Here is a 23,445-nt window from a genome sequence, read left to right as displayed (position 1 = left end):
GCAGAACCTAGCCGCCTTCGAACGGATGTCACAAGTTCGGGAGCGGACTGACGAGCGGTCAGTTCCGCTTCGCTCGCGCCCTCAGGCGTTCGGGACTGTGAAGCGGACCGGGAGGGTGCGCAGGCCGCGCATGATGAGCCCGCCGCGCCAGCGCAGGTCCGTGGGGGGAACGGCAAGTTCCAGATCCGGCAGACGCTTCAGCAAAGTCCCGAGCGCCGTCTGGCCTTCGAGACGGGCGAGCGGGGCACCGAGGCAGTAGTGGATCCCGTGGCCGTATCCGAGGTGCTGATTGTCACTCCGGGAGAGGTCGAGGGTGTCCGGGTCGGCGAACCGCTCCGGATCGCGGTCGGCCGCCGCGAGGACCACCAGTACGGGGTCCCCGGCCGCGATGTCCCGGCCGCCGAGGGTCAGCGGCCGGGTGGCGAACCGCCAGGTGGCGAGCTCCACGGGGCCGTCGTAGCGCAGCAGTTCCTCGACGCCGGTCTCCAGCAGCGCGCTCTCCCCGGCCGCGAGGGAGGCCTGCAGGCGTTCGCGCTGGTCCGGGTTCATGAAGAGGGAGTGGATGCCGTTGCCGATGAGGTTCACGGTCGTCTCGAAGCCGGCGAAGAGCAGGATGAAGGCCATCGCCGTGGCCTCGGCCTCCGTGAGGTGGTCTCCGTGGTCACTCGCCCGGATCAGGTCGGAGATGAGGTCATTGCCCAGATCGTCCCGCTTGCGGTGGATGAGTTCCCCGAGGTAGGTGCGCATCCGCTTCACCGAGCGGGCCACCCCGCCGCGCGGTCCGCCCCCGTGCCGGATCATCATCCCGGCCCAGTCCCGGAAGTCGTCCTGGTCCTCGCGCGGTACGCCGAGCATCTCGCAGATGGCGTAGATGGGGAGGGGGAAGGCGAACTCGTGGATGAGGTCCGCCTCGCCCTTCCCCTCGGTCCGCGCCCTCTCCACGATCCGGTCGATGAGGTGGTCGGTCAGCTCCTGCACGCGCGGGGTGAACTCGGCCACGCGGCGCGGGGTGAACGCTTTCGACACCAGCCGCCGCAGCCGGGTGTGGTCCGGCGGGTCGATGTTCAGCAGGTGCGTCATCAGCTCCGCCTTGCGCTCCCCCGGGATCCCGGTCTTGCCCTTGGCGTGCGCCGGCTCCGCGTGGTGCGCCGGGTTCTTGCTCAGCCGCTGGTCGGCGAGGGCCTGGCGGGCGTCCGCGTACCGGGTCACCAGCCAGGCCTCCACCCCGCTGGGCAGCCTGGTGCGGTGCACCGGGGAGTGCTCGCGCAGCCAGGCGTAGGCGGGGTAGGGGTCGGTCGCGAACTCCCAGTCGAAGAGCGTCGGGCCCTGGGGGCGGGACGGGTCGGACGGGGCGGCGGGGGTCTGATCGTGCACCCGTCGACCGTATCCCGGCCCGCCACCGGTCATCCCATATGGCCGCTTCGTCGCGGCTGTCCGCAGATCGGAGATCACTTGACGCCGGGTTCGGCGGCGTTCCTACTGTCGGTCCTGTGGACGTGAGGATCTTGAAAAGCAGTTTCGCGGTGGTGGAGAGACGGGCCGAACACGCGGTCAAGTACTTCTACTCCCACCTCTTCTGGCACAACCCCGGGCTCCGCGAACTCTTCCCGGCCTCCTCCGAGGACATGGAGCGCCAGCGCGACCGGCTCTTCGCCGCCCTGACCCATGTCGTCGACCACCTGGAGAGCGGGTCCCTCCTCCCCTATCTGCGCGACCTCGGACGCGACCACCGCAAGTTCCTCGTCGGCCCCGGGCACTACGCCGCCGTCGGCACCAGCCTCATCGCCGCCCTCGCCGAGACCTCCGGCGCCGCCTGGTCCCCGGCCGTCGAGAAGGCCTGGTCCGAGGCCTACCGCTGGATCGCCGACGCGATGACCGCCGGCGCCGCCGAGAGCGACGAACCCCCCTGGTGGGACGCCGACGTGGTGCGCCACCTCCGGTACGGGGAGGACATCGGCGTCCTGACCCTCTCCCCGCGCCTCCCGCTGCCCTACCGGCCCGGCCAGTACGTGAGCGTGAGCAGCGACCGCGTCCCGGCCACCTGGCGCACGTACTCCCTCGGCAACGCCCCCCGCCCCGACGGCACCGTCGACCTGCACGTCAGCCGGATCGACGGCGGCCGGCTCAGCACCGCCCTGGTCCGCGACGTCCTGCCCGGCGAGGTGCTGAGGCTCGGCGCCCCCGGCGGCCGGCTCACCCTGCGCCGCGAGGACCGCCCCCTCACCCTCATCGCCGCCGGCACCGGCTGGGCGCCCGTACGGGCCCTGCTGGAGGAACTCGTCCAGCACCCTCCCGACCACGACGTACGGCTCTTCGTGGTCGCCCGGGACTCCGCGCACCTCTACGACCGGCCCCTGATCGACGGGCACGCCGCCGCCTGCCCCTGGCTCGGCGTCACCTACATCACCCCCGCACCGGGACAGCACCGCGACCAGGCCACCGCCCGGCTGGCGACCGCGCTCGGCCACCGCGGCCTGTGGCGGGAGCAGGACGTCTACCTCAGCGGGCCGGCCCCGTTCGTCGAGGAGACCGTCCACCTCCTGGAGGAGCTCGGGGCCCGCCCCGACCGGCTCTTCCACGACGCGGTCCCCCTCGGGGGCGCGCCCGGCAGCCGGCCGCTGGGCTTCGGCGAATGGTTCCTGCACCGCTCGGCCCCGCACTGGCACGACCCGTCGGGCCGCGCCCCCCGCCCGTACTGACCGCGCCCGTACCGAACCGGGGCGGCGGGCCGGGCCGGCGGCTTACCCGCCGGCCCCCTCGGCCGCCCGGATCGCGTCCCGGTAGACGCGGGCCGCCGCGCGCAGCGCCGTCTCGGGGTCGGTCCCCGACGCCTCGGCGCGGGCCGCCAGCTCCAGCAGCTCGTACCCGACGCCCTCGCCCCGGGGCAGCTCCACGGCCACCCCGCCCGTACGGGCCCGCCCCGCGAGCTTGGCCGCGAGCGCCAGGCCGGGCTGGCCGAGGGGGATCCCGTCGGTGACCGAGTCCCGCCGCTTCTCGACCGCCTTCGTGGCCTGCCAGTGGGCGCGGACGTCGTCCGGGGAGTCTGCGGTGGCGTCCCCGAACACGTGCGGATGGCGCCGGATCAGCTTGTCGACGAGGTCGCCCGCGACGTCGTCGATGGAGAAGGGCTCCGCGCCGTCCTCGTCGTCCTCGCCGCCGCCCTCCTCCTCGGCGATGCGCGCGTGGAACACCACCTGGAGCAGGACGTCCCCGAGCTCCTCGCGCAGCGCGTCCCGGTCGCCGTCCTCGATCGCATCGACCAGCTCGTACGCCTCCTCGAGGGCGTACTTCACCAGCCCCTCGTGGGTCTGCCGCGAGGTCCAGGGGCACTCGCGGCGCACCCGGTCCATGACCTGCACCAGATCCAGCAGCCGCGCGCCCGGCAGGTCGTAGGAGCCGGGCAGCAGTTCCAGGTCCGGCATGGCGACCCGGCCGGAGCCCGCCAGCCGGGCCAGCCCGTCCGTCAGCCGCTGGTCGCCCTCGCCGCCGGGCAGCACCACGACGGTGCGGCCCCCGGCGCAGGCCTCGACCAGCCCGTGCGCGTCCGGGACCCCGTGCGCCACCTCGACCCCGGCCTCGCGCAGGTACGGCAGCTGCGGGTGGTCCCGGTCGGCGCACAGCACCAGGTCCGCGGCGTGCAGGGTCTGCCAGGCCGGCCAGGACAGCAGCCCGGGGGCGACCCGGTGGCTGGCGGTCAGCAGGACGATCCGGCCGGTGGGCTCGGCGGCGGCGGGGACGGCGGTGTCGGCGGTGTCGGTCACACTCCGAACCTACCTCCGCCCGCGGCCGTCACGCTCCGGCGGGTGCCGCCTGCTCGGGGCGGGTCCGCTGGGTGATCCACGGCGTCTCCTGGTCGCCGAGCAGGATCTGCTGCGCGTCCCAGCGCCCGTAGCGCGGGTTGACCTCGATGTGCAGGGCCTTCGCCGCCTCCGCCAGCTCGGCCACGGCCTTGTCCTGGTTCCCGTAGTGCGCGAAGAGCTTGTCGCGCAGCAGCTTGAAGCGGGTGTCCGCCTCGATCTGGCCCGGGGCCAGCTGCGCCTGCTGGAGCGCCGCGTCCCGGAGCTCCTCCTCGCCGCCCAGCTGCTGGAGCTGCGCCTTGCGGACGTCCTCGACCTCCTTGGCGCTGACGCTCAGCCCGGCGTCCTTCGCGGCCCGTTCCAGGACGGCGCTCTGGATCATCTTGTTCAGTTTCAGCCGTTCCAGCCCGGCGGTGGCGCCGATCAGCTGCGCCCCCTGCTCGGACCGGTTCTGGGCGGTGCGCACGTCGGCGACCTGGGCCTGGACGGCCGAGGTGGTGATGCGCTCACCGCCGACGACGGCCGCGGTGCCGGGCCGGGTCCCGCCCGAGCAAGCGGTGAGCAGGGGGGCCGCCACGAGCAGGGCGGCGGAGACGGAGAGCGCTGTGCGACGGTGCAAAGGAGCCTCCAGGGCCGGGAGATTGTGCGTCGGTGCACAAGGGCCGTGCGGTGATCGATGGTATGCAGTCAGGGTGGCCCGAGCCACCGGTTCGACCAACGATTCCGCCGGTGTGGGGGTGCGAGTTCACCCCCCGGTCGCCGCGGGGCCCGCCCTTCCTGAGATCGTCGGAGCACCATGCCGACATCGCAGCTCGCCCAGCCCCGGACCCCGTACCGTCCCGACGCGGAGCCGCCGCGGCGCGCCGGGCGCGGGCCGGGGGCGCTCGGGGCGGTGGTGGCCTCGCTCGTCACGGCGGTGGCCGTGTGCGGCGGGGACGCCGTCGCGCGGGTGTTCCCGTACGGACCGCGCCACCGCAGCGTCAACGACCTCGGGAACCAGTTCGTGCCGTTCCACGCGCACCTGTGGGACCTGCTGCACGGCCGGGCCGAGGGCGGTCTCCTCCTCAACTGGCGGTCCGGCTACGGCACCAGCTTCCTGCCCGACTTCGGCACGTACCTGACGAGCCCGTTCGCCGTGCTGGTGGCGCTGTTCCCGCGCGAGGACATCGACCTCGCGGTGTACGTGGTGACCGTGCTGAAGACGGCGGCCGCGGCGGCGGCCATGGCCTGGCTGCTGCGCACCCAGCGCAGCGGGCCCTGGTGGGCGGCGGGGCTGCTGGGGGCCTCGTACGCGCTGTGCGGCTGGTCGGTGATCGAGGCCGCGTACAACCCGATGTGGCTGGACGGGCTGGTCGCCTTCCCGCTGCTGTGCCTGACCGGCGAGTGGGCGCTGCGTTCGCGGCGCCCGGTCCTGGGCGTGCTGGTCGTGGCGGTGGGCTGGACGGCCAACTTCTACACCGCGTACATGGCCACGCTGGGCGCGGCGCTGGTGCTGGTGGTGCGGGTGGTGCTGACCCGGGAGGGGGCGCGCGAGCGGGCCCGGGTGGCCGGGCGGGCGGTGGTGACGACCGTGCTCGGGATCGGCCTCGCGGCGCCGGTGCTGCTCCCGCTGTTCCTCAGCTCGAAGCAGGCGTACCCGGGCTGGTCCAGGGAGTTCGGCCCGGTGCCGTGGTCGGACCTGTTCGCGCGGCTGCTGCCGGCGACGTACTCCTTCAACTCCCCCGCCGTGTTCGTGGGCACCGGGACGCTGCTGCTCCTGGCGGCCCTGCCGTTCCACCGGGCGCTGCCGGCCCGCACCCGCTGGTGGTGGGCGGGGCTGGTGGCGGCGGTGGCGCTGTCCCTCCAGTGGGAGCCGACCCATCTGGCCTGGCACCTCTTCGCGACCCCGAACGGCAGCGCGTACCGGCAGACCTTCGTGCTGGCCGGCATCGCGGTGATCGCCGCCTGGACGGGTCTGGCCGCGGGCGTGCCGGGCGTACGGGCGCTCGCGGCGGGCGCCGGCCTGCTGACGGCGGCCGCGCTGTGGGCGAGCGGCAGCGCCCTGCCGACGGCGTGGGGGTACGCGCTCTTCGCGGCCGGGCTGGCGCTGAGCGCCGGGGCCTGGCGGGCGCTCCGCCACCGGCGGCTGCTGCCGGTGGCCGCGGGCCTGCTCACGGCGGTGCTGGTGGCGCAGGCCGCGGCGACGACGGCGTACGGCGACCGGCGCAAGCTGGCCGCGCTGGACGACTACCCCTCCTGGGACCGGGCGCACACCGCGCGGGCCCGCGCCCTGGCCGGTGCCGGGGGCTGGCCGGCGTACCGGACCGACGCGGGCCGGCCGGCGCTGACGGGCAACGACCCGATGCTGCTGGGCGGGGAGGGCGGCGCGTACTACAGCAGCCACACCCCGGACGTGTTCACGCGCACGATGACGGCGCTCGGCGCGGGCTGGACCTCGCGCGGGCGCAGCGTGCAGAGCCTCGACAACCCGGTGACGGACGCGGTGTTCGCGGTTGGCGCGCGGCTCGCGCCGGACGGCACGGTCACCCGCGCCGAGGCCCTGCCGCTGGTCACCGTCCGCCCGGCGGAAGAGCCCCCGGCGTACGGCGAGTCCCCCTTCGCCAACCAGGAACTGCTGCTGGGCGCGCGGGTGTACGAGGACCCGGTCGCGCCCGGGGTCTGCCGGGCCGGCACCGAGGCCTTCCTGTGGGCCCCGGAGTACAACGCCACCGCCCGCCTCGCCGGCGGCCGCCCCTTCAAGCTGAACGGCAACCCCCCGAAGAACCGGGCGGCGCTCCAGTCCCTCGGGCTGTCGCGCGGGCCCGCGTCGAAGCTCGTCTTCGACCGGCCCGCGCCCGCCCGCTGGGCGCTGTCCTGCCTGGACGGGGCCCGGCTGGGGGCGGCGGTCACCGCTCTGCGGGCGAAGGCCGCCACCGCCGTACGGGTCTCCTCGGCCGGGCTGAGCGCCACCCTGCCCCCGGGCAGCACCGGGACGGCGGTGGTCGCGGTCCCGGCGATCGCCGGCTGGAGCTGCGACGGGCGCCCGGCGCGGTCCCGCCTCGGCCTGCTCGCGGTCCCGCTGGACGGCCGCGCCACCACCGTGAGCTGCGAGTTCAGCCCGCCGGGGCTGGCGGCGGGGGCGGGCGTCGCGGGGGCGTCCGTCCTGGTGGTGCTGGGGGCGGCGGTGCTCCGGCGCCGCCGGCGGGGCGCGGCGGTGTGACACCCCCTCGCGGTGGTCAGCGCACCTGGCCCAGCCACTGCAGGGTGCGCCGGATCTCCACCGGGAGCGGGTGCGCCGGGCCGTGGACGCGGTCCGCGTCGTAGAGCAGGCGGACCAGGGTGTCGTGGGCCGCCGGCCGGTCGCCGAGGGAGAGCAGCAGGTGCGCTATCCGGCGGCGGACCTCCAGCGGCAGGCCCGGGTCCGGGTTGGCGTAGTGGTTCTCGAACAGGGGCAGCAGCGAGCGGTACTCCGCCAGGGCCGCCGCCGGTTCGCCCAGCTGCTCCAGGCACTGCGCGGCGTCGTAGCGGAAGCGCAGCGACTGCGGGTCCCCGGCGGGGAACTGGCCGGCCAGGCGACGCAGTTCCGGCAGGGCCCGGCGGTACTGGCCGTCGTCCATCAGCGTGGCCGCGTACTGCTTGCGCAGGCTCCGGACCACCGGGGAGTGCTCGCCGTGCTCGGCGGCGGCCGCCGGGAGGATGCCGCCGAGGATGTCGACGGCCTGGGTGAGCCGGCCCTGGTCCAGCAGCTTGCGGGCCTCGTCCACCGCGCCCGGGACGTCGGGGCGGGGCGGCGCCGGGGGCGCGGCCGGGCGCGGCGGGACGGCGGCCGCCCGGTCGGGCCAGGGCGCCTGGGGGCGCAGGAAGGGGCGGGTGGGGTCGAGGGGGCCGGCCGGGAGGCGGCTGCCGGGGGCCGGGAGCAGCGGCACGAGCGCCTCGTAGACCTCCTGCGCGGAGGCGGGGCGGTCCTGCGGGTCCTTGGCGAGGAGGCGCAGCAGGACCGCCTCCAGCTCGGCGGGGATCTCGGGGCGCAGGGGGCGCACCGGCGCCGGGGGCTCGTAGAGGTGGCGGTGCAGGACGCCGAGGGCGGTGGACCCGGCGAAGGGGACGCCTCCGCTGAGGAGTTCGTACAGCAGCACGCCGAGGGCGTACAGGTCGGTGTACGGGCCGACCGCGCCGCCCATGGCCTGTTCGGGGGCCATGTAGGCGGGGCTGCCGATCGGGGATCCGGTGCTGGTGAGGCGGGTGGTGTCGGTGTCCATCACGGAGGCGACGCCGAGGTCGAGGACGAGGACCGTCCCGTCCGGGCGGATCATCACGTTGCGCGGCTTCAGGTCGCGGTGGACGATCGGCACCGCGTGCACGGCGGAGAGCACCGCGCACAGCTGCGCCGCCACGGCGACCGCCCAGGGCCAGGGGTAGGGGTCGTGCGCGGCGAGGTGGTCGGCGAGGTCGGAGCCCTCGACGTAGCCCATGACGAGGTACAGCTCGTCGCCGTCGCTGCCCGCGTCGTGGACGGTGACCAGGCCGGGGTGGTCGACCTGGGCGGTGACCCGGCACTCGCGCACGAAGCGGCGGCGCAGTTCCTCGGCGACCGTGCCGGGGCCGGCCACCTTGTCGGGCCGCAGCAGCTTGACGGCGACGCGGCGGTCCAGGCGGCGGTCGTAGGCCGTCCAGACCTGGCCCATGCCGCCCTGGCCGAGGATGGTGGCGAGCTGGTAGCGCTCGCCGATGAGGCGTTCGCGCTCGGTCACTGCTGGGGGTCCTGGATCGCCGTGGTGTTCGGGTCCTGGTAGGGGCCGCCGGACTGCGGGGGCCGGGCCGGGGTCTGCTTGCGCAGCAGCTCGCTCAGTTCGTCGAGTTCGGCGCGGACCTGCCCGATGCGGGGCGGCGCGGACTGCTGCGGGGGCACGGGCGGCCGGGCGCCGGGGTGCGCCTCCGGCGGGTAGCCGTAGCCCGGGGTGGTCTGGTGCGGCGGCTGGGGCTGGTGGTGCTGCGCGTACGGGGGCTGCGGCGCGGGCGGGTACCAGGGCGCCGGCGCCAGGGCCTTGGCCTCGTGGTGCCTGATGTCGCCGACGAGGTAGTAGACGCAGACCGCGAAGCCGGTGAAGATCGAGCCGCCGGCGCCGAGGTCGCTCTGCCAGCCGCTGGTGTCGGTCGTCGGGTCGAGTTCGATGAAGGTGATCCACACGACGGACAGCACCAGGGCGAGCACCAGCAGCGCCCAGTCGCGGGGCTTGCGGGTGAGGACCGCGAGCCGCAGCAGCGCACCCCAGGCGAAGAAACCGCAGCTGAGGACGGGGAGCGCCGTGAACAGCACGCGCAGCGTCATCGCGGCCCCGGAGGTGGGCCGGTGGCCGTGGGGGCCTTGCTGCGGCGGGATGCCGGGGCCGTGCATCGGTGCTCCTGACGGGCCGTGCGGAAAGGTGACGGCTCGAAGCGTATACAGCGTTTCCGGCCGCCCGTGAGGGGATGGACCCAACCGTTGCAGGGTCGCAGCACGGCCGTCCGGGCCGGACGGCACCGCCCGGCCGCCCGTCGTACGGACCCGTCCCGGCCCGCTCGCCCCGGGCGGCCCGCGGCCGCTCCCCGGCCACGGCCGCGCGACCTGGAGGAAGTCCCGGCTCCAGCGCGGCCGGATAGCGTCCGGGCTCCTGACGCCGATCCCGGGGGACCGACCCATGCGCACCACCCTGCCCGCGGCCGCGGCCGCACTCGCCTGCGCGGCCCTGCTGACCGTCACCGGCTGCGTCCCGGGGTCCGGCGCGGGGAAGGCGTCACCTCCCTCCCCCGCGCCCGATCCGCTCGCGGGCAAGGACCCGGCCGCCGTGCTGCGCGCCGCGTACGAGGAGACCGGCAGGACCGGCAGCAAGAACGCGCTCGTCACGCGCACGGCCGGCGACCGCCGGATCAGCGCGGAGCTGACCTTCGAGGGCGACGGCGGGTGCTGGGGGAAGGTCACGGTCACCGGGGCGGGGGCCGGGTCCGGGGCGGGGGCCGGGGAGATCCTGATGGCGGACGGCAGGCTCTCTTTCAGGGGCGACGCCGGTTTCCTCCGGGACCAGTTCAGGGACGGACCGGTCAAGTCCCCGGACGGCGACCAGGGCTGGATCGACGTCAGGCCGGGGGACCCCTCGGTCGCGCACCTCGTCGCCCTGTGCGGGGCGGCCCGGCCCGAGGAGGCGTTCCCGGCGGAGCGGGACGGCATCCGCCGCGGGCAGGACACCCGCCAGAACGGCAAGCCGGTCGCGGTCTTCACGTCGAAGGCGCCCGACGGGACCGAGATCACCGACCACGTACTGCTGGACGCGGCGCCGTACCTCGTCAAGCACGCGCGGGGCGGTCCGGACCCCGGCTCGGTCGAGTACACCGGGGTGCGCCGGCCCGTCACGGACCCGTCGGGTGGTGTGTCACCGGCACCGCCTAGGCTCGGAGCCGAGTCCTAGTCACCGCTCCACGGGGGGAACCAAGATGCGCAGCCCGAGTCACGGCCGTGGCCGTACGAAGACCACCGCGTCGGCGCTCGCCGCGGCGGCCCTGATCGGCGGCGGGCTGACGGCGTGCGTGCCCGGCGAGGGCCGCGCCTCCGACATCGCCGGCCGGGCCCGGGCCGCGCAGTCGCCCGACCCGTCCGCCACCGCCTCGCCCTCGGGTCCGGCCGGCTCCCGGGGCGGGCCCGCGCTCACCGAGCTGGCGGGCTCGGAGATCCTCACCCGGGCCGGCGAGGCCACGCGCAAGGCGGAGGCGCTGCACGTCGCGGCCAACGTGCAGTACCAGGGCAAGCCGATGCGGATCGACCTCTCCCTCGACAAGAAGGGCAACTGCAACGGCGCCGTCCGCCTCGACGGCATGGGCAAGCTGGACATCATCAAGTCCGCCGAGCTCGTCCACTTCCGCGGCGACGCCACCTACTGGCGGGGCGCGGCCAAGCAGAAGCGCGCCCCGCAGAAGCAGACGGACCAGATGGTCAGCATGCTCGCCGACCGCTGGGTGAAGATCCCCTCCTCCGACCCCCGCGCCGCCTCCATGACCAACAGCTGCGACCTCTCCAAGCTGACGGGCGACCTCGGCAAGTCCAGCCCCCTCGCCCGCAAGGGCGAGACCGGCACCATAGGCGGCAAGCCCGCGCTGGCGATCGCCTTCCCGGCCCGGCAGGGCACCCAGACGGACTGGGTCGCCACGCAGGGAACGCCGTACATCCTGAAGTCGACCGTCAGCGGCGACAGCACCGCCGAGGCCCTGTTCTCGGCGTTCGACGTCCCGGTCGACACCACGTCCCCGAAGGACTCCGACGTCCTGGACCTCTCCAAGGTCGGCGGCCCGGCGGGCGAGGCGGTCTGACGGCCGCCGCCGGGGTTCAGGCCCCTGTCGCGTGCCTGACGTGCAGGTGGCCCCTCAGCGGGTACGCGGGCGGGGCCGCCGGGAGGGTGGCGGGGGCGGCGGTCCGGTGCCGCAGGACGGGATCGGCGTACGCCTCCACGAGCGCGGGGACGTCCCCCTGCCGCCAGGGGCGCAGGAACAGGGCGGGGAAGTCTTCCGTCGCGGCGGCCCGGAGCTCCGTCGGCGTGGTCACCGGTCGATGATGTGCGCGGCTCCATGAACCGGCGTACCGTCGCAAAAGGGACATGGAAGGAGCCCTCGTATGGGGATTTTCGACAAGTTCAGGGACCAGGCCAAGGGCAAGGGCAAGGAGATCTCCGACCAGCTCGAGCAGGAGGCCAACGAGCGGACCGGCGACAAGTACGCCGACCGCGTCGACAAGACCCAGCAGGAGATGGAGCGCAGGCTGGGCATCGACGACGACCCGGAGAAGTAGCCGCCGGCCACCCGCCCTCGCGGCCCGCTCCCCCGTCCCACCGGGAGCCCTGAGGAACGTGACCGCCCGCGCACGGCGCGCGGGCGGTCACGTGCGGCGCCGCCGGGCCCCCGGATCCGGGCGGCCCGGCTACGACCCGAGGATCGTGGTGAGGAACTCGCCGGTCCAGGCGAGCAGTTCACGGCCGACCAGCGGCTTGCCGCCGACCCTCGCCGTCTTCGGGCGCGGGACCAGCACCTGGGAGGTGGCCGGCTTGAGGACCGTCCCGGGGTACAGGCGCTTCAGGCGCAGCTCCTGCGACTCGCGCAACTCCACCGGTCCGAAGCGGACGTTCGCACCCTGGAGGGTGATGTCCCCGACCCCGCAGGCCCGCGCCAGCATCCGCAGGCCCGCCACCAGCAGCAGGTTCTCCACCGGCTCGGGCAGCTTGCCGTAGCGGTCGGTGAGTTCCTCCCGTACGGCCTTGATGTCGGCCTCGGAGTTCGCCGCCGCGATGGACCGGTACGCCTGGAGGCGCAGCCGCTCACCGGGCGCGTAATCGTGCGGCACGTGCGCGTCGACCGGCAGCTCGATCTTCACCTCCAGCGGCGGCTCCTCCTCGGCCCCGCCGCCCTCGACGGCGGCCCGGTAGTCGGCCACCGCCTCGCCGACCATCCGGATGTACAGGTCGAAACCGACGCCCGCGATGTGGCCGGACTGCTCGCCGCCGAGCAGGTTGCCCGCCCCGCGGATCTCCAGGTCCTTCATCGCCACGTACATGCCGGCGCCCATCTCGGTGTGCTGGGCGATGGTGGCCAGACGCTCGTGGGCCGTCTCCGTCAGCGGCTTCTCCGGCGGGTACAGGAAGTACGCGTACCCGCGCTCGCGGCCGCGTCCCACACGCCCGCGCAGCTGGTGCAGCTGGGAGAGGCCGAAGTTGTCGCCGCGCTCCACGATGAGGGTGTTGGCGTTGGAGATGTCGATGCCGGACTCGACGATCGTGGTGGAGACCAGCACGTCGAACTTCTTCTCCCAGAAGTCCACCACCACCTGCTCCAGGGCCTGTTCCGACATCTGGCCGTGGGCCGTGGCGATCCGCGCCTCGGGCACGATCTCCCTCAGCTTCGCGGCCGCCCGGTCGATGGACTCGACCCGGTTGTGGATGTAGAAGCACTGCCCCTCGCGCAGCAGCTCGCGCCGGATGGCCGCGCCGATCTGCTTCTCCTCGTACGGGCCGACGAAGGTGAGCACCGGGTGGCGCTCCTCCGGCGGGGTGGTGATCGTCGACATCTCGCGGATGCCCGTCACCGCCATCTCCAGGGTGCGCGGGATCGGGGTCGCGGACATGGTCAGCACGTCCACGTTGGCGCGCAGCTTCTTCAGCTGTTCCTTGTGCTCGACGCCGAACCGCTGCTCCTCGTCGACGATGACCAGGCCCAGGTCCTTGAACTTCGTCTCCTGCGAGAACAGCCGGTGGGTGCCGATGACCACGTCCACCGAACCCTCCCTGAGCCCCTCCAGGGTGGCCTTGGACTCGGTGTCGGACTGGAAGCGGGACAGCGCCTTCACGTTGACGGGGAACTGGCTGTACCGCTCGGAGAAGGTGCCGAAGTGCTGCTGCACGAGCAGGGTGGTGGGGACCAGGACCGCCACCTGCTTGCCGTCCTGCACCGCCTTGAAGGCCGCCCGGACCGCGATCTCCGTCTTGCCGTAGCCGACGTCGCCGCAGATCAGGCGGTCCATGGGAACGGACTTCTCCATGTCCTCCTTGACCTCGGCGATGGTGGTGAGCTGGTCGGGCGTCTCCGCGTACGGGAAGGCGTCCTCCAGCTCGCGCTGCCAGGGGGTGTCGGGGCCGAAGGTGTGGCCCGGGGCAGCCATGCGCGCGCTGTACAGCTTGATGAGGTCGGCGGCGATCTCCTTGACCGCCTTTTTCGCCCGCGCCTTGGTCTTCGTCCAGTCGGCGCCGCCGAGCCGGTGCAGGGTCGGGGCCTCGCCGCCCACGTACTTGGTGACCTGCTCCAGCTGGTCGGTGGGGATGTACAGGCGGTCGCCGGGCTGGCCGCGCTTGGCGGGCGCGTACTCGACGAGCAGGTACTCGCGGGTGGCTCCCTGCACCGTGCGCTGCACCATCTCGAGGTAGCGGCCGACACCGTGCTGCTCGTGCACGATGTAGTCGCCGGCCTCCAGGGTGAGGGGGTCGATGGACTTGCGGCGCCGGGTCGGCATCCTGCCGAGGTCCCTGGTGGCGGTGCGCTGCCCGGTCAGGTCGGTCTCGGTGAGGACGGCCAGCTTCAGCGCCGGGTCGACGAAGCCGTGGTCGAGGCAGCCGCAGGCGACGTGGACGATCGAGGGCTCCAGCGCCGCCAGCCGGGCCTCCAGCCGGGCCGCGATGCCCTCCGCGCCGAGCACCTCGACGGTACGGGCGGCCGGGCCGTGGCCCTCGGTGAGGTAGACGGTGCGCCAGCCGTCGGCGATCCAGCCCTTGGTGTCGGCGAGCGCGCGGGCGGTGTCGCCGCGGTAGGCCTCGGGGGCGCGCATGCCCAGCTTGAGCACGTCACCGCCCGCGCCGGCCGCGTCAGCGGCATGGGACAGCGTCTCGTCGGCCGCGTCAGCGGCATGGGACAGCGTCTCGTCGGCCGCGAAGGGGGACACCGACCACCACATCATGCCGAGCTCGCGCGCGTGCTCGCGCACGTCCGCGATCCCGCGCAGCGAGGCCGCGCCGACGTCGATGGGGGCCTCGCCACCGCCGGCGGTGGCCGCCCACGAGGCCATCAGGAACTCCTGCGAGGTCGCCACCAGGTCGGCGGCGCGGGTGCGGACCCGCTCCGGGTCGCAGACCACCGCCATCGCCCCGGCCGGCAGGACGTCGATCAGCAGCTCCATGTCGTCGACGAGGACGGGGGCGAGGGACTCCATGCCCTCGACCGCGATCCCCTCGGCGATCTTGTTGAGCAGCTCGCCCAGCTCGGGGTGCTCCTCGGCCAGCGCCGCGGCCCGCTCGCGCACCTCGGGGGTGAGCAGCAGCTCCCGGCAGGGCGGGGCCCACAGGCCGTGCTCGGCGATCTCCAGGGAGCGCTGGTCGGCGACCTTGAAGTAACGGATCTCCTCGACCTCGTCACCCCAGAACTCCACGCGCAGCGGGTGCTCCTCGGTGGGCGGGAACACGTCGAGGATGCCGCCGCGGACGGCGAACTCGCCGCGCTTCTCGACCAGCTCGACGCGGGCGTACGCGGCCGCCGCGAGGGCCTCGGTGACCCCGCCCAGGTCGGTGGTGTCCCCCTGCCGCAGGCTCACCGGCACCAGGTCCCCGAGCCCCTTGACCTGCGGCTGGAGCACGGAGCGGATGGGGGCCACGACCACCGAGACGGGCCCGGCCGCCGGGTCGTCCTTGCTCGGGTGCGCGAGCCGGCGCAGCACCGCGATCCGGCGGCCGACGGTGTCGCTGCGCGGACTGAGCCGTTCGTGCGGCAGCGTCTCCCAGGCCGGGTAGTCGACGACCTCGTCGGGGGGCAGCAGGGAGCGCAGCGCGGCGGCCAGGTCCTCCGCCTCCCGCCCGGTGGCGGTGACCGCGAGCACGGTCCGCCCGGTACGGGAGGCCAGGGCGGCGATCGCGAAGGGCCGGGCGGCGGGCGGGCCGACGAGGTCCACGTGCATGCGGGTGCCGTCCCCGGCCGCGGTGACCGCCTCGGCGAGGGCGGGGTCCCGGGTGACGGCGTCGAGCAGTCCGTGCAGGCTCATGAGACAGGCTTTCCATCCGGTGGGAGGCGAGGGGCCTCGGGGGGCAACGCGAAGGGCCCGACACGTGAACGGGCCGGGGGTTCCCACCCTATGACGCCGCCCCCTCGGCCGCGCGGGGCATTCCGGCCCCGCACGGGTGAGGGGCGGGGAACGGAGCCGCCCGCGCCGGGGCCGAAGGGCGCTGCGGGAGCCGCCCGCACCGGCGGCCGGGGGCGGAGGAAGGCATTCCGGCCGGGGATGAGAATCTGTCGGGATGCCGATATCCGGAAGCGTCCCGGGCGCCGGCGGGCCGGCCGGGCGGGCCGCGCCCCGGGCGCCGTACGCGCTCACCGCCGCCCTGTTCCTCGCGTACTGCGTCCTCTCGGTGACCCGCTACCGGCGCATGGAGGAGGCTTCCTGGGACCTCGGGATCTTCGAACAGGCGGTCAGGGGCTACGCCTGGCTGCGGGCGCCCGTGGTGGACCTGAAGGGCCCGGGCTTCCACGTGCTCGGCGACCACTTCAGCCCCGTCATCGCCCTGATCGCCCCGTTCTACCGGCTCTTCCCGGCCCCCCTCACCCTCCTGGTCGTACAGGCGGCCCTGCTCGCGCTGTCCGCGCTGCCCGTCACCCGCGCCTCGGCGAAGCTCCTCGGGCGGGCGCGCGGGCTCGCGCTCGGGGCGGCGTACGGACTGTCCTGGGGGATCCAGCGGGCCGTCGAGTTCGACTTCCACGAGATCTGCTTCGCCGTACCGCTGCTGGCCTTCGCCCTGGAGGCGCTGCTCGCGCGGCGCTGGCGGGCCGCCCTCGGCTGGGGGCTGCCGCTGCTGCTGGTCAAGGAGGACCTCGGGCTCACCCTGGCGGCCCTGGCCCTCGTCGTCGCCTGGCGGGCCCGGCGCGCCGATCCGCGGGCCGCGCGCCTGGCGGCGGCCGTCGCCGCCGCGGGGGTGGCCGCCGCGGCCCTGGTCCTCACCGTGGTGATCCCCGCCTTCGCCGCCGACCGCTACGCCTACTGGGAGAAGCTCGGGGAGGACGGCGGCGGCCCGCTGCGCGGCCTCGGCACGAAGCTGGCCACCCTCGGCTGGGTCCTGGTCCCCACCACCGGGCTCCTCGCGCTGCGCTCCCCGCTGCTGCTGGTGGCCGTACCGACCCTGGGCTGGCGGTTCCTGTCGGGGGACCCGCACTACTGGTCCACCGCCTACCACTACAGCGCGGTCCTGATGCCGGTACTCGCCCTGGCCCTGGCCGACGCCCTCGACATCGCCCGGCACAGCGCCCGCCCGCGGGTGCGCGCGTACGCCGCCCAGCTGCCCGGCGCCGTCCTCGCGGCCGCCCTCGCGCTGAGCGCGACCAGCATGCCGCTGGCCCGGCTCGGCGAACGCTCCGCGTACGAGAAGCCCGAGCGGGTGAGCGCCGTCGAGCGGCTGCTGGCCAGGATCCCGGACGGGGTGCGGGTGGAGGCGGACAACGGGCCGCTGACCCGGCTGACCTCGCGCTGCCAGGTGTTCTGGATCGGCAACACCAAGGGGGTGCTGCCGGCCTTCCTGGTCTTCGACAACTCCTCCGGCTGGGCCGGCGACCCCGTCGCCTACGCCGAGCGGCTCCATCCGGGGTCGCGCTTCGCGCCGGCGGGCGAGGCGGGCGGGTACGTCCTGCTCCAGCGGGTCCTCTGAGCCCGGGACGCACGACGCCGGCCCCGGACCGTCCCCTCGGACGGTCCGGGGCCGGCGCGTTCCCCCGTACTGCTCCCCCGTACGACCGCCCGGCTACTCGCTGGCGATCGCGTTCAGGACGTTCATCCGCCCCGCCCGGAAGGCCGGGACCAGGGCGGCGAATAGGCCCACCAGGGCCGAGCCGGCGAACACGCCGATGATGGTCGGCCACGGGATCTCCAGCACCTTCAGCCCCTGGAGGGCGAGGAGCTGCTGGGCGGTGGCGCCCCAGCCCATGCCCAGCCCGAGGCCCAGCAGGGCGCCGAAGAGGGCGATGACCACCGACTCCAGGCGGATCATGCGGCGCAGCTGGCGGCGTGAGAGGCCGATGGCCCGCATCAGGCCGATCTCGCGGGTCCGCTCGACCACCGACAGGGCCAGGGTGTTCACGACACCCAGGACCGCGACGATGATCGCGAGGGCGAGCAGCCCGTAGACCATGTTGAGCAGCTGCCCGACCTGGTCCTTGAGGTCCCGCTTGTAGTCGGTCTGGTTGAGCACCTTGTACTGCGGGTACTCGGCCATGGCCGCCTTGAGCGCGGTGTACGCGCTGTCGGCCTGCCCCTTCTCGGCCTTGGCCAGCAGCATGAACGGGCGTGCCAGCCGGTCGGCCGGGACGTTGGCCTCGGCGGTCGCGGTGCTGATGTACTTGACGCCCTTGTCGAGGTTGCCCTCGTCCAGGGTGATCGCGGCGACCTTCAGCCGGACGGTCTTGCCGCCGTCGAAGGCGACGGTCAGCTCGTCGCCGACCTTGACGCGGTGCTTGTCGGCGTACGCCGAGCCGACCGCCATGGAACCGGGCGCGTACGCGTCCTTGTGCTCGCCCGCACGCGTCTTGCGGCGCACGTCCTGGGCGTACGTCGGGTCGGTGGCGCTGAGACGGTCCCGGGCGGAGGTGCCGTCCGGCGCGGTGATCTTCGCCTCGACCTCCCGGTACGCGGTGACGTGGCCCAGGCCCTTGGTCGCCCGCATCGCCTGCTCGGCCTGCGGCATCATCGGCTGGCCGGTCTGCGAGGCGACGATGTAGTCGGCGCCGACGGTACGGTCGAGCTCGTCGGTGGCGGAGGCCACCATGGAGGAGCCGACCACCGACAGACAGGCGACCAGCGCCAGTCCGATCATCAGCGCGGCGGCCGTGGCACCGGTACGGCGCGGGTTGCGCAGCGCGTTGCGCTCGGCGAGCCGGCCGACGGAACCGAAGGGCCGCAGGACGGGCGCGGCGAGCGCCCGGACCACCACACCGGCCAGCAGCGGGCCGATCACGATGAAGCCGATGAGGCTGAACAGCACTCCCACGGCCAGCCACAGCGAGCCCTCGGAGGCCTTCTCGGCGGCCGCGGCGAGGAAGAGCGCCGCCGCGCCGGTCCCGGTGAGGACCAGACCGAGGACGGCGCGGACCGCACCGGCCTTCTTGTCGCCGGGGGTGCCGGCGTCGCGCAGGGCGGCCATCGGGGAGACCTTGCCGGCCCGCCGGGCCGGGACGTAGGCGGCGACCACGGTGACGACGGTGCCCAGCACCAGGCCGACGACCGGGGTCGTCCACTTGACCGTCAGGTCGGCGGTGGACAGCTGCATGCCCAGCCCGCCCATGAGCTTCATCAGGCCCACGGCCAGGCCCACGCCCGCCGCCACTCCGGTGAGGGAACCGATGACGCCGAGCAGGAAGGCCTCGAGGAGCACGGAACGGTTGATCTGGCCGCGGTCGGAGCCGATCGCGCGCATCAGGCCGATCTCACGGGTGCGCTGGGCCACCAGCATGGAGAAGGTGTTGAAGATCAGGAAGATGCCGACGAGGAAGGCGATGCCGGCGAAGCCGAGCATCACGTACTTCATGACGTCGAGGAAGCCCATGTCCTTCTTGCCGGCGGCGGTGGCCTCCTTGGCGGTCTGCAGCTTGTACGTGTCCGCGCCGACCGCGGCCGCCACGTTCTTCTTCAGCTGCTCGTGGCTCACGCCGTGCTTGGCGGTGACGTTGATGTGGGTGTACGCGCCCGGGGAGCCGAGCAGCTTCTCCTGGGCGGTGGCGGTGTCGAAGTAGACGACGGCCGCGCCCGGGTTGGTCACGGTGAAGGTGGCGATACCGCTGATCTTCGCCCGGACGTCACCGGTGACGGCGATGGTGCGCAGCTCGTCCCCGAGCTTCAGGCGGTGCTTGTCGGCGGTGTCGGCGTCGACCATCACCTCGGTGGGGCCGCGCGGGGCGTGGCCGGAGCTGATCTTCATCGACTTGAGCTCGTTGTCGTTCCAGCTGGCCGCGATGGTCGGGGCGCCGGTCGTCGACCCCATGTTCTCGTTCTTGGAGTTGACGACCGTGACGGCCAGCGAGACGACGCTGCCCTCGGCGGACTTGACGCCCTCGGCGCCGCGCACCTTCTCCAGCGCCGCGCCGGGCAGTTCCTCCGGCTTGCCGCGGCTGGAGACCTCCTCCCCTTCCTCGTCCCCCTTGGGGGTGACGGTGACGTCGGAGCTGGTGACGGCGAACAGCTTGTCGAAGGTGGTGTTCATGGTGTCCGTGAACACCAGGGTCCCGCAGACGAAGGCGACCGAGAGCAGCACGGCGACGGCGGAGAGCGCCATCCGGCCCTTGTGCGCGAAGAAGTTGCGCCGCGCGGTCTTCATGACGGTCACGAGGTCCGCCCCCGGGCGTCGAAGTCCTTCATCCGGTCCAGGACCTGGTCGGCGGTCGGCGCGTGCATCTCGTCGACGATGCGGCCGTCGGCCAGGAAGATGACGCGGTCCGCGTAGGAGGCGGCGACCGGGTCGTGGGTGACCATCACGATGGTCTGGCCCAGCTGGTCGACCGACTGGCGCAGGAAGCCCAGCACCTCGGCACCGGCGCGGGAGTCCAGGTTCCCGGTCGGCTCGTCACCGAAGATGATCGCGGGACGGGCGGCGAGGGCGCGGGCGACCGCGACGCGCTGCTGCTGGCCGCCGGAGAGCTCGGTCGGACGGTGCTTGAGGCGGCCCGCGAGGCCGACCGTCTGGACGACCCGGTCCAGCCACTGCGGGTCCGGCTTGCGGCCCGCGATGTCCATGGGGAGGGTGATGTTCTCCAGCGCGTTGAGCGTCGGCAGCAGGTTGAAGGCCTGGAATATGAAGCCGATCTTGTCGCGCCGCAGCTGCGTGAGCTTCTTGTCCTTGAGGCCGGTGATCTCGGTGTCCTCGAGGTGGATGTGCCCGCTGGTCACCGTGTCCAGCCCCGCGAGGCAGTGCATCAGCGTGGACTTCCCGGAGCCGGAGGGGCCCATGATCGCGGTGAACCGGCCGCGGTGGATGTCCACGTCCACGCGGTCGAGGGCGACGACGCGGGTCTCGCCGGAGCCGTAGGCCTTGACGACCTGGCGCGCCCGGGCCGCGACGGAGTTCTGTCCTCCGCCGCTCCCCTGCCTGGTCTCGGTCATCGCCGTAGTCACGGTGCTGTCTCCCCTGTTGGTGTTCGTGCGCTCCGCGTGTGCGGTGCGGTTGCGCTTCTTCCGCGCGTTCACGCGCGTCTGCGCCGGTGGGCGCGGAGCCGCCGTCGAAGTCTGCTGTGCGGGAGGTGTCCGGCGCGCTGGTGCCCATCGCCGTATCCGCCGGGGGGTTAACCCCACCCCGCCCCCCGGCGGCCCCGCTCGTATGAACCAGTTAAGGGCCTCGCGGGACCTTCGGCCTCCTCCGCCGGGACGAACGTCCCGTGGACCCAAATGCTGAGCCACCCCTAGGGGTTGTCCACCCTGTGGCGGACCCGGGGTAGGGGACACCGACGGATCCGGCGGCCTCGAGACGGGGATACCGCCCGGCGCGGTCCGGTGAGATGGTGTTCCCCGCAGACGAGGGGAACGCGGTGGAAACAGGAGAAAACGGCGCGGAAGGGGCGGCGGAAGGGGCGGCGAAGCCCACCGGCCCGACCAGAGGAAAGGTTTCCGCAGGCCACCCCGGACCCGGACCGGCCTCGGGGCGGACCTCGGGGCAGGGCGCGACGACCGCCTCCCGGGAGGGCTCCGCACCCGACGGCGGCGTACGCGGACGGCCGCCCACCCGGGTGGTGGTCTCGCTGATGCTGAGCATGGCCCTGGTCGCGCTCGACAGCACCATCGTCTCCACCGCCGTCCCGCAGATCGTCGGGGACCTCGGCGGGTTCTCCGTCTTCTCCTGGCTGTTCTCCGGCTACCTCCTCGCCGTCACCGTCACCCTCCCCGTCTACGGCAGGCTCAGCGACACCTTCGGCCGCAAGCCCGTCCTGCTCTTCGGCACCGCCCTGTTCCTCGCCGGCTCCCTGCTGTGCGCGTCCGCCTGGAACATGGCCGCGCTCATCGCCTTCCGGATCGTCCAGGGGCTGGGCGGCGGAGCCCTCCAGAGCACCGTGCAGACCCTGGCCGCCGACCTCTACCCGCTGCGCGACCGCCCCCGCATCCAGGCCCGGATGACCACCGTGTGGGCGAGCTCCGCCCTGCTCGGCCCGGCCCTCGGCGGAATGCTCGCCGCCTACGCGGGCTGGCGCTGGACCTTCCTCATCAACGTGCCGCTGGCCGGGCTGGCCCTCTGGCTGACCTCCCGCCACCTCGTGGAACCCGTACGCTCCCCCGGCCGCCGGAGCCCGGTGGACTGGGCCGGGGCGCTCGCGGTCTTCGCCTGCGGCGGGCTGCTGCTCTTCGCACTGGTGCAGGGCGGAGTGGCCTGGCCCTGGCTGTCGGCGCCCTCCCTGGCACTGCTGGGCGCGAGCGCGGTCCTGGCGGCGGTGGTGGTCCGGGTGGAGCGCCGGGCCGAGGAACCGATCCTGCCCGGCTGGGTGTGGCGCCGGCGCACCATCGCCGCGGTGAACCTGGCGATGGGGGCCCTGGGGCTGCTGATGGTCGCCCCGATGGTGTTCATGCCGACGTACGCGCAGTCCGTACTCGGGCTCGGGCCGGTCGGAGCCGGGCTCCTGACCGCGCTGATGACCCTGAGCTGGCCGCTGTCGGCCGCCTTCTGCCAGCACGTGTACCGGCGCATCGGCTTCCGCGACACCGCCGCCCTCGGGATGGGGCTGGCCTCGGTGGTCCTGTTCGCCTTCACCCTGCTCCCGTACCCCGCGCGGCCGTGGCAGCCCGCGCTGGTCATGCTGCTGCTGGGCGCCGCCCTCGGGCTCTTCCAACTGCCGCTGGTGGTGGGGGTGCAGTCGACGGTGGGCTGGGCCGAGCGGGGGACCACGACGGCCTCGGTGCTGTTCTGCCGCACCGTCGGGCAGAGCGTGGGGGCCGCGCTGCTGGGCGCGGTGGCCAACGCGACCGTCGCCGCCCGGCTGGCGCACACACCGCTGCCGGGACTGCCGGACCGCCTCGACGACGTGTCGCGGGCCCTGGCGGAGCCGGGCGGCCTGGCGCCGGCCGCCTCGGAACACCTGCGGGCGGCGGTGGCGGCCGCGGTGGAGCACATCTTCCTCGGCGCGACGGCCGCCGGGGTGGCGGCCCTGCTGGTGCTGCTGCTGGTGGCACCGCGCAGGTTCCCGGTCCTGCCGGAGCACGAGTAGAACTTGTCATGTCCAACCCGGTGGGTGACCCTCTTGCCCAGGACCGTTTCCGGGGGGACGACATGACATCCGCATTCTTCGCGCTCGCCTTACTGGCCGCCCTGACCGTCCCGGTGGCCCTGCGCCTGCGCCGCCGGCCGGCCTTCATCACCGGCCGCGACGGCCGGCTCTCCACCTCGATCACCATGGCGCTGGCCTGGACGGTGATCCTGGTCTGGCTGCTGCTCACGGTCCTCGCGTACGGGCTGACGGCCGGCGGCGGCATCGGGTACTTCCGCGGCACCGGCTCCGACGGACCCCTGTCCCCGCTGACCTCGGTGTACCTACCCCTGCTCGGAGGCCCGTACGTGGCCCTGATCGCCGCCAAGGCGGTCGTCGGCCTCCGGGTGGAGAACGGCACCATGGCCAAACCGGCCCCCCGGCCCGCCCCCGGCGGCCGGCGCCCGCTGCGGGAGCTGATCGCGAACGACAGCGGCCGGACCGACCTCATGGACCTCCAGTACGTGGTCCTGAGCGCGGTGACGATGCTCTACGTCGTCCTCTTCTTCCTCTCCGACGTGGGCGGCGGGCTCCCCGGGCTGCCCTCCGAGATCTGGGCCCTGACCGGCGCTCCGGCGGGGGCCTACCTGGTGAACAAGATGGCCGTCCGCGCCAACCCGGTGATCACCGACGTCACCGTCTCCCCCGAGGGGCTGCTCAGCGTCGAGGGCGGCGGCTTCACCGAACCGCGCCTCACGGTCGACGACACCCCGCTCCAGGTGACCCGGGATCCGGTGACGGGCACCCTGACGGCGCCGCTCCCGGCGACGGCGAAGCCCCCGTTCACGGTGGTGGCCCTCTCGCGCGGCCTGCGGAGCGACCCGTACTGCTACGAGGGCGCCACCCCGCCGGTACCGGCCCCGGGGGCATGACGAGGGGCCCGGCACCCTCGGGTGCCGGGCCCCTCGTTCGCCAG

At 74.0% G+C, this 23,445-nt stretch carries 17 protein-coding genes; 8 read left to right on the top strand and 9 right to left on the bottom strand.

The window, feature by feature from the left end; genetic code table 11:
- Nucleotides 1-81: 81 nt before the first annotated feature.
- Nucleotides 82-1,374 (bottom strand): cytochrome P450 family protein, encoded by a 1,293-nt coding sequence (locus ACZ514_RS22680; protein ID WP_468699411.1) that lies wholly within the window; start codon nt 1,372-1,374, stop codon nt 82-84.
- 122 nt (nt 1,375-1,496) lie between these two features.
- Between ACZ514_RS22680 and ACZ514_RS22675 the strand changes: the two genes are divergently transcribed.
- Entirely contained in the window at nt 1,497-2,699 is a 1,203-nt protein-coding gene (locus ACZ514_RS22675) for a globin domain-containing protein (RefSeq protein WP_469125512.1), read from the top strand.
- A 42-nt stretch (nt 2,700-2,741) separates the two neighbouring features.
- Here ACZ514_RS22675 and ACZ514_RS22670 read toward each other — a convergent pair whose 3' ends face one another.
- Together ACZ514_RS22670 and ACZ514_RS22665 are read right to left on the bottom strand one after the other, a co-directional pair.
- Nucleotides 2,742-3,761 (bottom strand): nucleoside triphosphate pyrophosphohydrolase, encoded by a 1,020-nt coding sequence (locus tag ACZ514_RS22670; RefSeq protein ID WP_469125511.1) that lies wholly within the window; start codon nt 3,759-3,761, stop codon nt 2,742-2,744.
- A gap of 28 nt (nt 3,762-3,789) precedes the next feature.
- The gene (locus ACZ514_RS22665; RefSeq protein ID WP_468167771.1) at nt 3,790-4,416 is read right to left on the bottom strand and encodes a SurA N-terminal domain-containing protein; all 627 of its coding nucleotides are present in this window, start codon (nt 4,414-4,416) and stop codon (nt 3,790-3,792) included.
- A 177-nt stretch (nt 4,417-4,593) separates the two neighbouring features.
- On the opposite strand from ACZ514_RS22665, the gene ACZ514_RS22660 reads away from it, so the two are divergent.
- The gene (locus tag ACZ514_RS22660; protein ID WP_469125510.1) at nt 4,594-6,996 is read left to right on the top strand and encodes a YfhO family protein; all 2,403 of its coding nucleotides are present in this window, start codon (nt 4,594-4,596) and stop codon (nt 6,994-6,996) included.
- 16 nt (nt 6,997-7,012) lie between these two features.
- Here the strand turns inward: ACZ514_RS22660 and ACZ514_RS22655 are convergent, their stop codons facing one another.
- Nucleotides 7,013-8,527, bottom strand: a complete 1,515-nt coding sequence (locus tag ACZ514_RS22655; RefSeq protein WP_468167767.1) for a protein kinase domain-containing protein — start codon at nt 8,525-8,527, stop codon at nt 7,013-7,015.
- Entirely contained in the window at nt 8,524-9,171 is a 648-nt protein-coding gene (locus tag ACZ514_RS22650; protein ID WP_468167765.1) for a hypothetical protein, read from the bottom strand. The genes ACZ514_RS22655 and ACZ514_RS22650 overlap by 4 nt, the downstream gene beginning before the upstream one ends.
- 283 nt (nt 9,172-9,454) lie before the next feature.
- On the opposite strand from ACZ514_RS22650, the gene ACZ514_RS22645 reads away from it, so the two are divergent.
- Nucleotides 9,455-10,219, top strand: coding sequence for a hypothetical protein (locus tag ACZ514_RS22645; protein ID WP_469125509.1), 765 nt, complete (start codon nt 9,455-9,457; stop codon nt 10,217-10,219).
- Between the two features lie 25 nt (nt 10,220-10,244).
- Entirely contained in the window at nt 10,245-11,114 is an 870-nt protein-coding gene (locus ACZ514_RS22640; RefSeq protein WP_468699406.1) for a hypothetical protein, read from the top strand.
- A gap of 16 nt (nt 11,115-11,130) precedes the next feature.
- Here the strand turns inward: ACZ514_RS22640 and ACZ514_RS22635 are convergent, their stop codons facing one another.
- Complete coding sequence (locus ACZ514_RS22635; RefSeq protein WP_469125508.1) at nt 11,131-11,346, bottom strand: hypothetical protein; 216 nt, start codon at nt 11,344-11,346, stop codon at nt 11,131-11,133.
- Between the two features lie 69 nt (nt 11,347-11,415).
- On the opposite strand from ACZ514_RS22635, the gene ACZ514_RS22630 reads away from it, so the two are divergent.
- Complete coding sequence (locus tag ACZ514_RS22630) at nt 11,416-11,589, top strand: antitoxin (protein WP_469125507.1); 174 nt, start codon at nt 11,416-11,418, stop codon at nt 11,587-11,589.
- Between the two features lie 129 nt (nt 11,590-11,718).
- Here the strand turns inward: ACZ514_RS22630 and mfd are convergent, their stop codons facing one another.
- The gene (gene mfd, locus ACZ514_RS22625) at nt 11,719-15,312 is read right to left on the bottom strand and encodes a transcription-repair coupling factor (RefSeq protein WP_469125506.1); all 3,594 of its coding nucleotides are present in this window, start codon (nt 15,310-15,312) and stop codon (nt 11,719-11,721) included.
- Between the two features lie 253 nt (nt 15,313-15,565).
- Between mfd and ACZ514_RS22620 the strand changes: the two genes are divergently transcribed.
- A complete protein-coding gene (locus ACZ514_RS22620) occupies nt 15,566-16,963 on the top strand; it encodes a DUF2079 domain-containing protein (RefSeq protein ID WP_469125505.1) in 1,398 nt (465 codons plus the stop codon).
- 93 nt (nt 16,964-17,056) lie between these two features.
- Here the strand turns inward: ACZ514_RS22620 and ACZ514_RS22615 are convergent, their stop codons facing one another.
- Both ACZ514_RS22615 and ACZ514_RS22610 read right to left on the bottom strand, forming a co-directional pair.
- On the bottom strand, nt 17,057-19,630 hold the full coding sequence (locus tag ACZ514_RS22615; RefSeq protein WP_469125504.1) for an ABC transporter permease: 2,574 nt from the start codon (nt 19,628-19,630) through the stop codon (nt 17,057-17,059).
- Nucleotides 19,627-20,403 carry an ABC transporter ATP-binding protein gene (locus ACZ514_RS22610; protein WP_468167753.1) on the bottom strand — a complete coding sequence of 259 codons (777 nt, stop codon included), beginning with the start codon at nt 20,401-20,403 and terminating at the stop codon, nt 19,627-19,629. Before ACZ514_RS22610 ends, ACZ514_RS22615 begins: the two co-directional genes overlap by 4 nt.
- Before the next feature lie 422 nt (nt 20,404-20,825).
- On the opposite strand from ACZ514_RS22610, the gene ACZ514_RS22605 reads away from it, so the two are divergent.
- Together ACZ514_RS22605 and ACZ514_RS22600 are read left to right on the top strand one after the other, a co-directional pair.
- Nucleotides 20,826-22,490, top strand: coding sequence for an MDR family MFS transporter (locus tag ACZ514_RS22605; protein ID WP_469125503.1), 1,665 nt, complete (start codon nt 20,826-20,828; stop codon nt 22,488-22,490).
- Between the two features lie 62 nt (nt 22,491-22,552).
- Nucleotides 22,553-23,401 (top strand): hypothetical protein, encoded by an 849-nt coding sequence (locus tag ACZ514_RS22600; protein ID WP_469125502.1) that lies wholly within the window; start codon nt 22,553-22,555, stop codon nt 23,399-23,401.
- Nucleotides 23,402-23,445: the final 44 nt, after the last annotated feature.

It is taken from the genome of Streptomyces sp. NPDC034086, assembly GCF_055575515.1.
This window is presented reverse-complemented; position numbering and strand designations above follow the sequence as displayed.